The sequence below is a fragment of the Pseudomonas sp. D8002 genome, assembly GCF_013385695.1.
Lineage (GTDB): Bacteria > Pseudomonadota > Gammaproteobacteria > Pseudomonadales > Pseudomonadaceae > Aquipseudomonas.
Genome location: NZ_JACAPM010000059.1, coordinates 1 through 13,229 on the forward strand (window position 1 = coordinate 1; position 13,229 = coordinate 13,229).

General features: G+C 60.3%; 10 protein-coding genes. 6 read left to right on the forward strand and 4 right to left on the reverse strand.

Going from position 1 to position 13,229, the window contains the following annotated elements; genetic code table 11:
* Positions 1–119 precede the first annotated feature (119 nt).
* Together ccoM and HX807_RS29620 are read right to left on the reverse strand one after the other, a co-directional pair.
* Positions 120–236, reverse strand: a complete 117-nt coding sequence (gene ccoM, locus HX807_RS31850) for a cytochrome c oxidase subunit CcoM (protein ID WP_003210916.1) — start codon at positions 234–236, stop codon at positions 120–122.
* A gap of 143 nt (positions 237–379) precedes the next feature.
* Entirely contained in the window at positions 380–637 is a 258-nt protein-coding gene (locus tag HX807_RS29620) for a hypothetical protein (RefSeq protein ID WP_146014684.1), read from the reverse strand.
* A gap of 37 nt (positions 638–674) precedes the next feature.
* Between HX807_RS29620 and HX807_RS29625 the strand changes: the two genes are divergently transcribed.
* The 3 genes from HX807_RS29625 to HX807_RS29635 all read left to right on the forward strand — a co-directional run bounded on the left by HX807_RS29625 (position 675) and on the right by HX807_RS29635 (position 3,299).
* Positions 675–1,547: a LysR substrate-binding domain-containing protein gene (locus HX807_RS29625; RefSeq protein WP_102368259.1), complete on the forward strand. Its 873-nt coding sequence runs from the start codon at positions 675–677 to the stop codon at positions 1,545–1,547.
* Positions 1,548–1,635: 88 nt separating this feature from the next.
* Positions 1,636–2,106, forward strand: a complete 471-nt coding sequence (locus HX807_RS29630; protein ID WP_003210913.1) for a RidA family protein — start codon at positions 1,636–1,638, stop codon at positions 2,104–2,106.
* Positions 2,103–3,299, forward strand: coding sequence for an aminotransferase class V-fold PLP-dependent enzyme (locus tag HX807_RS29635; protein ID WP_371132488.1), 1,197 nt, complete (start codon positions 2,103–2,105; stop codon positions 3,297–3,299). Before HX807_RS29630 ends, HX807_RS29635 begins: the two co-directional genes overlap by 4 nt.
* On the opposite strand, the gene HX807_RS29640 is transcribed toward HX807_RS29635, so the two are convergent.
* Positions 3,296–3,637, reverse strand: coding sequence for a hypothetical protein (locus HX807_RS29640; RefSeq protein WP_003210911.1), 342 nt, complete (start codon positions 3,635–3,637; stop codon positions 3,296–3,298). The genes HX807_RS29635 and HX807_RS29640 overlap by 4 nt on opposite strands.
* A 216-nt stretch (positions 3,638–3,853) precedes the next feature.
* Between HX807_RS29640 and rapA the strand changes: the two genes are divergently transcribed.
* Positions 3,854–6,700, forward strand: a complete 2,847-nt coding sequence (gene rapA, locus HX807_RS29645) for an RNA polymerase-associated protein RapA (protein WP_177023048.1) — start codon at positions 3,854–3,856, stop codon at positions 6,698–6,700.
* Positions 6,701–6,885: 185 nt separating this feature from the next.
* Here the strand turns inward: rapA and HX807_RS29650 are convergent, their stop codons facing one another.
* On the reverse strand, positions 6,886–8,232 hold the full coding sequence (locus HX807_RS29650; RefSeq protein WP_177051948.1) for an MFS transporter: 1,347 nt from the start codon (positions 8,230–8,232) through the stop codon (positions 6,886–6,888).
* Positions 8,233–8,513: 281 nt separating this feature from the next.
* Between HX807_RS29650 and HX807_RS29655 the strand changes: the two genes are divergently transcribed.
* Together HX807_RS29655 and HX807_RS29660 are read left to right on the forward strand one after the other, a co-directional pair.
* Complete coding sequence (locus tag HX807_RS29655; protein WP_008430421.1) at positions 8,514–10,775, forward strand: bifunctional diguanylate cyclase/phosphodiesterase; 2,262 nt, start codon at positions 8,514–8,516, stop codon at positions 10,773–10,775.
* A gap of 206 nt (positions 10,776–10,981) precedes the next feature.
* On the forward strand, positions 10,982–13,159 hold the full coding sequence (locus HX807_RS29660) for a hypothetical protein (protein WP_032898560.1): 2,178 nt from the start codon (positions 10,982–10,984) through the stop codon (positions 13,157–13,159).
* The last annotated feature ends 70 nt before the right edge of the window (positions 13,160–13,229 follow it).

Consider the following 13,229-nt stretch of genomic DNA (forward strand, 5'->3'; position numbering starts at 1 on the left):
GAACCATAAGTGGCCGTTACCGCAGCAACGGATATGTACACAAATCAAAAAATCCAAAACAAAAAAAAGGCGACCGAAGTCGCCCAAAATGCCTTGCGTGCTCATGTATCCGAAAAGACCTAAGGCCTCTTACGCTTATTAGCGTCTTTCCAGATAAAAATTCCAAACCCTACAAAGAACATCACCATGAGGCCAACCGTCAGCACTCCGGCAAACACCACATTATCGAAAAACATGACCGGCCTCCTGCACTTGCCCTGTTGCGATAGGGCTAAGTTAACCAAGAAGACGAAAGAAGAAATTGACGAGGATCAATGTCGCCCGCGACGGAGCGTAAAGAAGGGAAATAACTGACCTGCATCAAACGATGCAGGCTATATCAACGCTTTTTCGGTTTGCTTTTCGGCTTTTTCTTGGGCTTCCCCAACGGCATCGCCTGTTCAAACGCCTGGCGCACTTCATTCAGTCGCTTGTCATTCAGATCATGAACACGTTTGGCCCGTTCGGCATTCAGGTCAATCAGCTTGTCATCGTCACTCATGGCTTGGCTTACGTAATGGCTTGGATGCCCCAATAATGCGTCCTGCGCCAATCCCGCGTAAACAAAATCGATGTCATCCCGCGCATTTGCCCGCAAAATCCCCCCATCCCAACCCTCACACAGAGCGTTCGACGTGGCACTGCACAAGGACCTTCCCCCACTCCTGGCCCTGCGCGCCTTTGAGGCCGTGGCCCGGCATTTGAGTTTTATCAAGGCCGCCGCCGAGCTGTCAGTGACCCAAAGCGCCCTCAGCCATCAAGTGCAGAAACTCGAACAGCACCTGGGCAAACCGCTGTTTATCCGACGCACCCGCGCCATCGATCTGACCGAAGACGGCCAACACTACTACGACCAGATCCGCCCCGCCCTCGACACCATCGCCGCCGCCACCCGCCAGCAGCAAACACCGCCCGCCACCAGCGTACTGCGCGTCGGCCTGCTCGCCTCGTTCGCCACCTTGTGGCTGGCACCGCGCCTGGCGGGGTTTCTCAGCCGCTACCCGCACATCCAGGTGGAGTTGGTGCCGGCGATTCAGTTGGCAGATGTCGCCGCCGCCGAGGTCGACTTGGCGATTCGTTACGGCAAGGGCGACTGGACCGACGTGCAGGCCACGCGCCTGATGAGCGAAACACTGTCACCCGTCTGCAGCCCGGCGTTCAAGGCCAGCCAACTGGCCAATGGCCCGCTGCTGATGGCCACCTCGCACCGCCCTTTCGAGTGGACCGACTGGTCCCGGCATTATCAGGTGGATGTGGAGCACTACCCCAAGGCGCTGCTGCACGACTACAACATCGTGGTCGAAGCCGCCGTCGCCGGCCAGGGCATCGCCATGGGCCGCCACCGCCTGATCGAACGCAGGCTCAAGGAAGGCACATTGGTGGAGGCCTTCGACTGGCCGCCCTATCAAAGCGAGATCGGTTACTGGCTGATTGCCCCGCATGGCGAAACCAGCACGGCGGCCGCTTGTTTCAGTGAATGGCTGCGGGAAATCTGTGCCGACGCATGAGTTATTTCGATACGTCGAGTTAAATCTATCCGTTTGTCGGCGAAAATCGCCCCGCCCATGCTGAAGACTCTTTCCAAGAGGATTCACCATGAGCCACTCCATCTCACAACGCGTACAAGCCCTCGGCCTGAGCCTGCCGACACCCAGCCAGCCGATTGCCAACTACGTCAATTACGTGATCAGCCAGAACCAGCTGTTCATCTCCGGCCAAATCCCGCTGCTGGACGGCAAACCGACTTACATCGGAAGACTCGGCGAATCCATCAGCGAAGACGAAGGCGCCAAGGCCGCCGAACTCGCGGCGTTGGGCCTGCTGGCACAATTAAGCGATGCCCTTGGCGATGACCTGTCACGGCTGGTGCGCATCATTCGGTTGGGCGTATTTATCGCCAGCAGCGGTGATTTCCAGCGCCAGGGTGCAGTCGCCAATGGCGCTTCGAACTTGCTGGTCAACGCCCTCGGCGACAAAGGCCGGCATGCCCGTACGGCCGTGGGCGTCGCCAGCTTGCCGGGCGGCGTAGCCGTGGAGATCGACGCGATTTTCGAGTTGCAGCCGTGACTGCGCTGTCCCTGACCGAGGTCCGGGAGCTGCGGGACGAAACGCCGGGCTGCCAGTCCGGCATCGTCCACTTCAACCACGCCGGGGCCTCCCTGCCCAGCCAAGGGACGCTCGATGCAATCATTGACCAGTTGCAGCGCGAAGCCCGCGACGGCCCGATGGAGGCCGGCGAACACGGCGCACTGCTGACAGAAAAAGCCCGTCGCGCCGCCGCGCAACTGCTCAATGCGCCCGTGTCATCGATTGCCTTCGCCAGCAGTGGCTCGACCGCCTGGAGCATGGCGTTCCAGGCGTTGGGCCCGTGGCAGCCAGGCGACCGCATTCTGGTGGGCCGCCACGAATGGGGCGGCAACCTGGCGAGCATGCAAACGGCCGTGCAATCGGGTGCACAAGTAGAAGTGATCCCCTGCGATGAAACCGGCGCGGTATCCGTCGCCGGCCTGGAAGCCATGCTCGACGCCCGGGTGCGGTTGATCGACCTGACCTGGCTCCCCGCCAACAGCGGCTTGATCAACCCGGCCGAGGCCATCGGCGCGTTGGCCAGGCGTCATGGCATTGCCTATTTCATCGACGCCGGGCAAGCCATCGGCCAGGTGCCGGTGGATGTGCAAGCGCTGCACTGCGATGTGCTCAAGGGCGCCGGGCGCAAGCATCTGCGCGGCCCACGCGGGACCGCCCTGCTCTATGTGCGGCCGGACTTTCTCGAGCGCTTGAACCCGGCCCAACGCGATGTGTTTTCGGCGCCCTGGAGCCCTGCGGGATTTGACTTGCGCAACGACGCCCGGCGCTTTGAAACCAGCGAAGTGTCGTTCGCCTTGCTGGCAGGCCTGGGCAATGCGTTGCTGGAGGTCAATCGATTGGGGGTCGAGCGGGTCCGCGAGACGGTCCGGCTGTTAAGCGACACAATCCGTGAACAATTGCGCCGAATCGACGGGATTACCTTGCATGACCTGGGAACCAGCGCAAACCAGTCCGGCCTGATCGCCTTCAACCTGGCCGGCTGGGACGCCTTCGAGCTCAAGCGCCGCCTGGGCCTCAAGCGGATCAATATCGGTGCCAATGGCGTGCCCTACACTCCACTGGACATGCAGGCTCGCGAGCTGGACAGCGTGGCGCGAATCTCCGTGAGCTACCTCAATACGGCGCAAGACATCGAGCAACTGATCGCCGCCCTGCGCGAACTGCGGGATTAAACCTCGACGTCCACCCACAAGCCTTGCCGTGGTGCGTCTTCAATCAACGGCACCACCGGCACGGTGTTGTCGGCGTTGAGTACGTCACCGGGAACAGCCAGGTGCTCCTGCGAGTCTTCATCGGCTTCGCGGCGACGCTTTTGCTGTTCCTGCTGGCGACGCTGCTCCTCGCGCAGCAGCAAAGCCGCTTCCTCGGGATCGCGCTTTTGCAAGTCGATGGTACTTTCGTTGGAGCCTGGCTGAACCGGCGCCACGGGCGGGATATCCGGCTTCTGGCGCACCGGGTCAAGCTGCGACGTGACCGGCACAACACTCAAGGGCAGCATGGGTGGCAGCATATTATTAGTCTCCTGTTCAGCAGACTGTCGGCTGCGTGGGTGACGACTTGAGCGTCAAGCCGCCAACTTGTGAACCAATCGTCATCTATCCGACGAAGATACCGCCCTTTTTCTTGCCGCTTGTAGCTTAAAGCTCGAAGCTGCACCTATTCCTTTTGGTCTGGAAGCCGTGTTCCGTTAGAATAGTCGGCTTTTTCACGGCGGGAGTCAGGCAGCATGGCGCAGCAGTATCAACCGGGGCAACGCTGGATTAGTGACAGCGAAGCAGAGCTGGGGTTAGGCACCGTTCTGGCACAGGACGGCCGCTTGTTAACCGTGCTCTATCCGGCCACTGGCGACACTCGCCAGTATGCGCTACGGAATGCGCCCCTCACTCGCGTGAGGTTTTCGCCGGGTGACACCATCACCCATTTCGAAGGCTGGAAAATGACCGTGCAAGAAGTCGACGACGTCGACGGCCTGCTGGTCTACCACGGCCTCAATGGGCAGAACGAGCAGGTCACCCTGCCGGAAACCCAGCTCTCGAACTTCATCCAGTTCCGCCTGGCCAGCGACCGTCTGTTCGCCGGCCAGATCGACCCGCTGCCCTGGTTCTCCCTGCGCTACCACACCCTGGAACACACCAGCCGCCAGTTGCAGTCCTCGCTCTGGGGCCTGGGCGGCGTGCGTGCGCAACCGATCGCGCATCAATTGCACATCGCCCGTGAAGTTGCCGACCGTATCGCGCCGCGGGTTCTGCTGGCGGACGAAGTGGGCCTGGGCAAGACCATCGAAGCCGGCCTGGTGATCCATCGCCAGTTGCTGTCGGGTCGCGCCAACCGCGTGTTGATCCTGGTGCCGGAAAACCTCCAGCACCAGTGGCTGGTGGAAATGCGCCGCCGCTTTAACCTGCAGGTCGCACTGTTCGACGAAGAGCGCTTTATCGAAAGCGATGCCACCAACCCGTTCGAAGACACCCAGCTCGCGCTGGTGGCCCTGGAATGGCTGGTGGACGACGAGAAGGCCCAGGACGCGCTGTTCGCGGCCGGCTGGGACCTGCTGGTGGTCGACGAAGCGCACCACCTGGTCTGGCACGAAGAAAAAGCCAGCCCCGAGTACTCGCTGGTGGAACAACTGGCCGAAGTGATTCCGGGCGTGCTGCTGCTCACTGCAACCCCTGAGCAACTGGGCCAGGACAGCCACTTCGCGCGCCTGCGCCTGCTGGACCCGAACCGTTTCCACGACCTGCACGCCTTTCGCGCCGAGAGCGAAAACTATCGCCCGGTGGCCGAAGCCGTCCAGGAACTGCTGGACAAGGGCCGTCTCTCGCCCGCCGCCCACAAGACCATCCAGGGCTTCCTCGGCGACGAAGGCGAAGCGCTGCTGACCGCCGTCAACGATGGCGACGCCGAAGCCAGTGCCCGCCTGGTCCGCGAACTGCTGGACCGCCACGGCACCGGCCGCGTGCTGTTCCGCAACACCCGCGCCGCGGTGCAAGGTTTCCCGGAGCGCAAGCTGCACGCCTACCCGCTGCCGTGCCCGGACGAATACCTCGAGCTGCCCCTGGGCGAGCACGCCGAGCTGTACCCGGAAGTCAGCTTCCAGTCGCAGCCGGACGTCGATGAAGAACAACGCTGGTGGCGTTTCGACCCGCGCGTGGAGTGGCTGATCGACCAGCTGAAGATGCTCAAGCGCACCAAAGTCCTGGTGATCTGCGCCCACGCCGAAACCGCCATGGACCTGGAAGACGCCCTGCGCGTGCGCTCCGGCATCCCGGCCACGGTGTTCCACGAGGGCATGAACATCCTCGAGCGTGACCGCGCTGCCGCCTACTTTGCGGATGAAGAGTTCGGCGCCCAGGTGCTGATCTGCTCGGAAATCGGCAGTGAAGGCCGCAACTTCCAGTTCTCCCACCACCTGGTGCTGTTCGACCTGCCGTCCCACCCGGACTTGCTGGAACAGCGGATCGGCCGTCTGGACCGGATCGGCCAGAAACATGTGATCGAACTGCACGTGCCGTACCTGGAAACCAGCCCGCAAGAGCGCCTGTTCCAGTGGTACCACGAGGCGCTGAACGCGTTCCTCAACACCTGCCCGACCGGCAACGCCTTGCAGCACCAGTTCGGCCCGCGCCTGCTGCCGCTGCTGGAAAACGCCGACGACGGCGAGTGGCAAGCGCTGATCGACGAAGCCCGTGCCGAGCGCGAGCGCCTCGAAGCCGAACTGCACACCGGCCGCGACCGTTTGCTGGAGCTCAACTCCGGCGGCGCTGGCGAAGGTGATGCGCTGGTGGAAGCGATCCTTGAGCAAGACGACCAGTTCACCCTGCCGATCTACATGGAAACCCTGTTCGACGCCTTTGGCATCGACAGCGAAGACCATTCGGAAAACGCACTGATTCTCAAGCCCAGCGAAAAAATGCTCGACGCCAGCTTCCCCCTGGGCGACGACGAAGGTGTGACCATCACCTACGACCGTAACCAGGCGCTGTCGCGCGAAGACATGCAGTTCATCACCTGGGAACACCCGATGGTGCAGGGCGGCATGGACCTGGTGCTGTCCGGTTCCATGGGCAACACCGCCGTGGCGCTGATCAAGAACAAGGCGCTCAAGCCGGGCACCGTGTTGCTGGAACTGCTCTACGTCAGCGAAGTGGTTGCTCCGCGTTCGCTGCAGTTGGGCCGTTACCTGCCGCCGGCGGCACTGCGTTGCCTGCTGGATGCCAACGGCAATGACCTGTCGGGCCGCGTGTCGTTCCTGACCTTGAATGACCAGTTGGAAAGCGTGCCGCGGGCCAGCGCCAACAAGTTCGTGCAGGCCCAGCGCGACCAGCTGACGCCGCGGATCAACGCCGGTGAAGAGAAGATCGCCCCGCGTCACGCCGAGCGTGTGGCCGAGGCTCAACGGCGCCTGGCGGCGGATACCGAGGAAGAACTGGCGCGCCTGACCGCGTTGCAAGCGGTCAACCCGACCGTGCGCGACAGCGAACTGGTTGCCCTGCGCCAACAGCGCGAGCAAGGCCTGGCCATGCTCGACAAGGCGGCGCTGCGACTGGAAGCGATTCGGGTGTTGGTCGCGGGCTAACTTCGCCGCCCTACCCTGACAAACAAAAAGGCCCGCGCAATGCGGGCCTTTTTTATTCACTGTAGACATCGTTGTTATTGATGACCTCTTCGCGAGCAAGCCCGCTCCCACATTTGACCGAGTTCCATCTTGAGAATGCGGTCAAATGTGGGAGCGGGCTTGCTCGCGAAGGCGTCACCTCGATCTCAGGCAGTAACCGCCATGGCCGGCACCTCCGCCACCCCCAACCCATCCTTCATCCGCTGGGCATCGCGCACAAAACTGCGGGACGCCTGGAACAGAAACAGCATGGTCAAAAACAGCGCCACCGGAATCAGGTACATGGCGTCATGCAGTCCCACCGCCTTGTAAGCCTCAGTCATCTGCTGGGCACCGTCGGCATACATCGCCGAATGGGCAAAATGATCCGACAACCCGCCCACCACAATCGGCCCCATGCCCCCGCCCAGCAAATACAAGCCGGCGAAGAACAATGCCATCGCCGTCGCCCGCAGGCGCGGCTCGACCACGTCCTGGATCGCCGTGTACACGCAGGTGTAGAAGTTATAGGCAAACAGCCAGCCGACACTGAACAGCGCCACAAACACACCAATCTCGATCCGCCCCGCGTGCAACGCCCAGGCAGTGGTCACTGTAGAGATAATCAAACTGCACGCCGCGAACAGCAGCCGGCCGTTAGCGATGCGTTGATGGATCTTGTCGGCAATCCAGCCACCCAGGGTCAGGCCCACCAGGCCGGTAATACCGACGATGACACCGGTGGCGACTGCCGCATCCTGCAACGGTAGCAGGAAATAGCGCTGCAGCATCGGCACCAGGAACGAGTTGCAGGCATAGGTGGCGAAGTTGAAGCACAACCCGGCCAGCACCAGCCAGAGGAATGTCGGCACCGCCAGCACCCGGCGAATCGGCCGGTCGACTTTCTCCTGGGAGACTTGCACGGCTTCCGCCGCGCCGCGCTTGGGTTCCTTGATGTAGAACATGAACACCGCAAGGATCAGCCCCGGCACCGCGGCAATAAAGAATGGCGCACGCCAGCTGTCGAACGCCTTGACCATCGCACCAATGGTGAAGAAGGCCAGCAACAGGCCCAAGGGCAGGCCCAGCATGAAGATCCCCATGGCCCGGGCACGGCGGTGGGCGGGAAACAGGTCACCGATCAGCGAGTTTGCCGCCGGCGCATAACTGGCCTCGCCGATGCCGATGCCCATGCGCACCAGCAAAAAGGTCCAGAAACTGCCCACCAGACCATTGACCGCTGTCAGGCCACTCCACGCCGCCAGGCCCCAGCCCATGAGTTTGCTGCGCGAGCCGGTATCGGCCAGGCGCCCCAGCGGCAAGCCGGCAATTGCATAAACAATGGTGAACGCGGTACCGATGATCCCGAGCTGGAAGTCGCTGAGGTGCCACTCCATGCGGATCGGCTCGATGATGATCGCGGGAATGGTGCGGTCGAAAAAGTTGAACAGGTTGGCCAGGAACAGCAGGAACAGAATGCGCCAGGCATTCGCCGCTTGGGTCGAGTTCTGCATGGGTCCGTCTCTTTTATTGTTATGTGAGCCGCGATGCCAGACGCATCCTGAGCCCGGAACCTGCAATCTAGTCAGCCTCGTGGGGATTGTCTGTAATGATTCGTAAGTCTGATGTCACTCCATCGGGCGACCCGGGCGGTCATCCCTAATCATTTGGTTCTAGTTGTTTATAAACTCATCGCCAAATGATTAGAAGCAATCTGCCATCAATCCTTGTAACTCGCTCACGCTCTCTATACTGAAAGACGCAGTCAGACTAAAACTCTGTGACGGGACATGCTATGGAATGGCTTGGTTTGCATTTTTTTACCGACCTTCCGGACAGTGGGCACTTATTACTCAATTGCAGTCATAACCCCTTTCTGGTGCTACTGGCGTATGTAGTGGCGTGTGCAGCGGGCTTCGGCACCCTGGACATGGCCGAGCGGGTCGGCCATGTCGACAACCCCAAGGCTCAACGGCACTGGCGCTGGGTAGGCGCGGGCTGCCTGGCAGGCGGCATCTGGTCGACCCACTTCATCAGCATGCTGGCCTTCCAGGCGCCTATCGCGATTCACTACGAATTGATCATGACGTTCGCCTCGCTGCTGATCGCCCTGATCGCGGCGCTGTTCGCCATGCAAACCCTCAGTCATCCAAGGCTGCGCGCCCACCAATATGTGCTGGCGTCGGTGTGGATGGGGCTGGGTATTGCGCTGATGCACTACGTGGGCATGTCGGCCATGCGCTCCGAGGCGGGCGTGTATTTCGAGACGGGCTTGTTCCTCGCCTCTGTGTTGATCGCGATCGGCGCCAGCCTGGCGGCTTTGCTGCTGTCGCTGTACCTGCGCAACGGCACCGGCATGTTCCATCAATTGCTCAAGTACGCGGCCAGCCTGGTGCTCGGCGCGGGCATTATCAGCATGCACTTCACCGGCATGGCGGCCATGCAGCTGCTGGTACCCGAGGACCTCGTACAGTCGGCACTGCCGGTGGACAACAACCCGGTCCAACTGGGGCTGCTGGTGGCGGTCATCGCACTGCTGGTGATTGGCAGCAGCATCAGTGCTGCCCTCGCGGACAAGAAGCTGCAACACAAGGAAACCGACCTGCGCCGGGTCAACGCCCTGCTCACCGAACTGGACCAGGCCCGCGCCTCGCTGCAACAGGTGGCGCATTACGATGCCCTGACCACCCTGCTCAACCGCCGTGGTTTCAACCAGATCTTCGCCGAGAAACTCGCGGAAAAAACCGCCACCGACGGCATGCTGGCGGTGATCTTCCTGGATATCGACCACTTCAAGCGCATCAACGACAGCCTCGGCCATGACGCCGGCGACGAACTGCTGACGGTGCTGGCCGGCCACATCAAAAGCTCGGTGCGCAGCCATGACGACGTGGTCGCGCGGTTTGGCGGTGACGAATTCTGCATCCTGATCAGCATCCATCACCGCGATGAAGCGCGGCACATGGCCCAGCGCATCATGCAGAAAATGAAAGACCCCATCGAACTGGCCGGCCGGCGCATGGTGATGACCACCAGCATCGGCATCAGCCTGTTCCCCGAAGACGGCAAAACCAGCGAAGAGCTGCTGAAGACCGCTGACCTGGCGCTGTATCAGTCCAAGGATGCCGGGCGTAATAGCCTGAACTTCTTCAGCTCCAACCTGAAAACCCGGGCCTTCCTGGAACTGCAGCTGGAAGAGGAACTGCGCGCCGCACTGCGGGGCAAGAACGAGTTGGTGCTGTTTTACCAACCGATACTTGACCTGAAAAAAGGCAGGGTCACGCGCCTCGAAGCCCTGGTGCGCTGGCAACACCCCCAACATGGCCTGCTGACCCCGGACCGGTTCATCGGCATTGCCGAAAGCAACGGGCTGATTGCCGAACTGGATCACTGGGTACTGCGCCAGGCCTGTCACGACCTGAGCCTGCTGTCGGAGCAAGGCCACACTGAATTGGTCATGGCCGTGAACTGCTCGGCCCTCAACCTGACGCGTGACGAGTTGGCCGATGAGATCGAAAACGCCCTGCGCTTCGGCGGGATCGCGGCCAATCGCCTGGAACTGGAAGTAACCGAGAACGCGCTGATGGGCAATATCAGCAGCACCCTGGCATTGCTGCGGCAAATCCGCGCCCTGGGCGTGTCGCTGTCCATCGACGACTTCGGCACCGGCTACTCGTCCCTCGCCTACCTCAAGCGCCTGCCGTTGAACACCTTGAAAATCGACCGTTCATTTATCCAGGATATTCCCAAGTCGAACGCCGACATCGAGATCGTCCAGGCCATTATCGGCATGGCCCACACCCTGCACCTGCAGGTGGTGACAGAGGGCGTGGAAACCCTGCAACAATTTGAAGTGGTGCAAAAACACGGCTGTGATTTTGTTCAGGGTTACCTGCTCAGCGCTGCGGTGCCGTTGAGTGATATCAGCGCGGTGATCAACAGCCTGGACCAGAACAACATGTTCAGCCTGCTGGGCCTGACGGGGGGTGACCCCGCGCCGAAAGATCCGCCTTCGGGTCGTGCGGGCCCGGCGTCCATCGTTCGGCCAATTCGCTGACGCCGTTTATTTGGCAAATCGCCATCATTTCACTAAAGAACCCCGACGAACGGCCGATTCATCAGAGTCCGGCCAGGCTTTCCCCTTAAAACCCTAGGGTTAAACCCTATCGCCCAGGACCAGGACGCACTGTAAAGTCGCGATCTCTCATTCTTTGATGGCTATTTGATACTTACTCAGCCATCCGTCCAGGCACATGGCGCACAATGACTTCTAAAAATAACTCTGCCACCGCGGTATCCGACGTGTTGCTGACAGCCCCTGCGGAAAAACCCTCAGGTTCAAAGTCATTGAGCACCGCCCGCCCACTGGCCACCCAGCAGTACCTGTACTTCACCGAAACCAACACCGACCGTATCCTCGACAACCTCGACGGCCTGCGCGACATGGTGTTCCCGCGCGCACCGCACATGGAAGTCGACGGTGAACTGCGCAATGAGCAGGAATTCCCCTCGGTGTGCCTGATCGGCCTGGGCCGCTGTGGCTCCAACATTGCCCTGGATGTGGCAGAGCTGGTGTACAACGCCCGCAAGTTCTACCTCAACGAATTCAGCAACGAAGACAAATCCACCGACAAGGGCTACCGCCCCGCCCAGTGGATTCGCAACAACCTGCGCCTGGGTTCGAACAAGGGCACCAAACCGGTGTTCCTGGTCGAGCCGCTGGTGATGCTGGGCGACCTGGACAAGGACATTGCCGGGCGCATCCGTTTCTCGCGCAAGGGTGAGAAAAGCGGTTTCCTGCGGGACTACAGCAAGATGAAAATCATGGACCTCTCGGAAGTCCATGCCGGTGGCGCCGGTAACGCGCCGATCCTTGGCCAGTACCTGGCCAAAATCATCCTCAACAAAGACACCCAACGTTTTTCCAGCCCCGACTGGAAGATGATCCACTCGTACCTGATCGACTCCTGCGGCATCAAGGCCAACCAGTCGCGCCTGTACTTCTCGATCTTCAGTGCCGGCGGCGGTACCGGTTCAGGCATGGCCTCGGAGTTCGGCCTGGCCCAGCAGCACTCGTACATGAACAAGACGTTCGACACCAAGCCCGCCGATGAACATGACAGCAAAAGCGGTCACGCCTTCGTGTTCGAACCGATCTTCACCAGCGGGATTTGTGTGCTGCCGAACATCTCCGATCACCGCAGCGAAATGTCAGAGGCGCTGCACATCAACGCCGGGCGGCTGTTGTGCAAATACCTGTCGGAAGAATGGGACTTCTCGTACAACTTCGACAATGAAGACAGCAGCGAAGCCAGCGTGAAAGGCCGTATCCGACCGTGGAACGCGATGATGCTGATCTCCAACGACATCATGCGTTACGCCGAGGAAAGCGATGACGGCAACATCCAGAACATTGATGTCAATGCCATGGAAAAGCACGCCAACCAGTACATCTCGCAGCAGATCTTCAACATTCTGACGGCCCAAGCGGTTACCACCGACTACGACCAGAACTATTTCCGTCGCGCCGGGATCGACATTGGCGAGACCATCCGCCTGGATGCCAACGACCTGTTCATGAGCCTGGCCGGCCCGGTGGCGATTGCCTATGCCGAATCGGTGGTGCCGGAAACGCCGGCGCCTTCGAGCGACAAGTTCAAGGTGTTCGAAAAAGAGCCGCAGCGGCTGAACATCGACGACCTGTTTTTCCGTTCCATTGATCTGCCGCACTTCAACAAGGTGACCCAGGCGATCGAAGGCATCAGCCTGTTGCCGATTGAGTCCAAGCGGTACAAGGCCTCCCTGGAGCAGTACAAGAATTCCGGCTATGACGCGGCGGCGTTGCATGACTTGCATTTCTTCAAGAACTGCTCGTCGGTGGTGTCGATTGTGTCGTTGCCCAAGGATTACAAGCTGTCCTATATGGACCTGAATCGGCTCAAGACGCACCTCAACAGCCTGTTTCCCAATACGACGCTCAAACGGTATGCGCTGGTGATCGGGGCGTCGGCCAACCTATCGCTGACCACGTTGATCGCCAAGAGCCCGTGCCTGTCGGATGATTTCCTGACGTTGATCGTGGCGTTTATCAAGCGCTGTTTTGCGCGTAATCCGTATCGGTTTGATGACACCTTGGATAATTCGATCCTGGATTTCATCATCCATGAGGATTTTGATGAAGACCGGATTGATGAGCTGCTCAACGAGTTCGAGAACCCGGCGAAGATCCTGGATACCAACTGGTATGCGATCAAGCCGATGTACGAGAAGAAGTATCGTGAGTTGATCAACGACAAGGACAAGTTTGTGTCGATCAACGATATTCGTCTGTCGCGGGATTGTGTGAAGAAGGCGATCAAGTACCTGCGTGAGATTTATCGTCACCGGATTGGGAAGACCAAGGTTATTTCGCTGAATAACCATACCGGGAAGACGGCGTAGGCTTTGTTGCTGAGGTGGGGTGTATATCCGTTATTTGGGTGATGGCTTATATCGGTTCCGCTCTTACAGC

Excerpts from the sequence above, each read along its gene's own strand:
- rapA (WP_177023048.1), top strand. The coding sequence starts at position 3,854 with ATGGCGCAGCAGTATCAACCGGGGCAACGCTGGATTAGTGACAGCGAA.
- HX807_RS29660 (WP_032898560.1), top strand. The coding sequence starts at position 10,982 with ATGACTTCTAAAAATAACTCTGCCACCGCGGTATCCGACGTGTTGCTG.
- HX807_RS29655 (WP_008430421.1), top strand. The coding sequence starts at position 8,514 with ATGGAATGGCTTGGTTTGCATTTTTTTACCGACCTTCCGGACAGTGGG.
- ccoM (WP_003210916.1), bottom strand. The coding sequence starts at position 236 with ATGTTTTTCGATAATGTGGTGTTTGCCGGAGTGCTGACGGTTGGCCTC.
- HX807_RS29630 (WP_003210913.1), top strand. The coding sequence starts at position 1,636 with ATGAGCCACTCCATCTCACAACGCGTACAAGCCCTCGGCCTGAGCCTG.
- HX807_RS29640 (WP_003210911.1), bottom strand. The coding sequence starts at position 3,637 with ATGCTGCCACCCATGCTGCCCTTGAGTGTTGTGCCGGTCACGTCGCAG.
- HX807_RS29650 (WP_177051948.1), bottom strand. The coding sequence starts at position 8,232 with ATGCAGAACTCGACCCAAGCGGCGAATGCCTGGCGCATTCTGTTCCTG.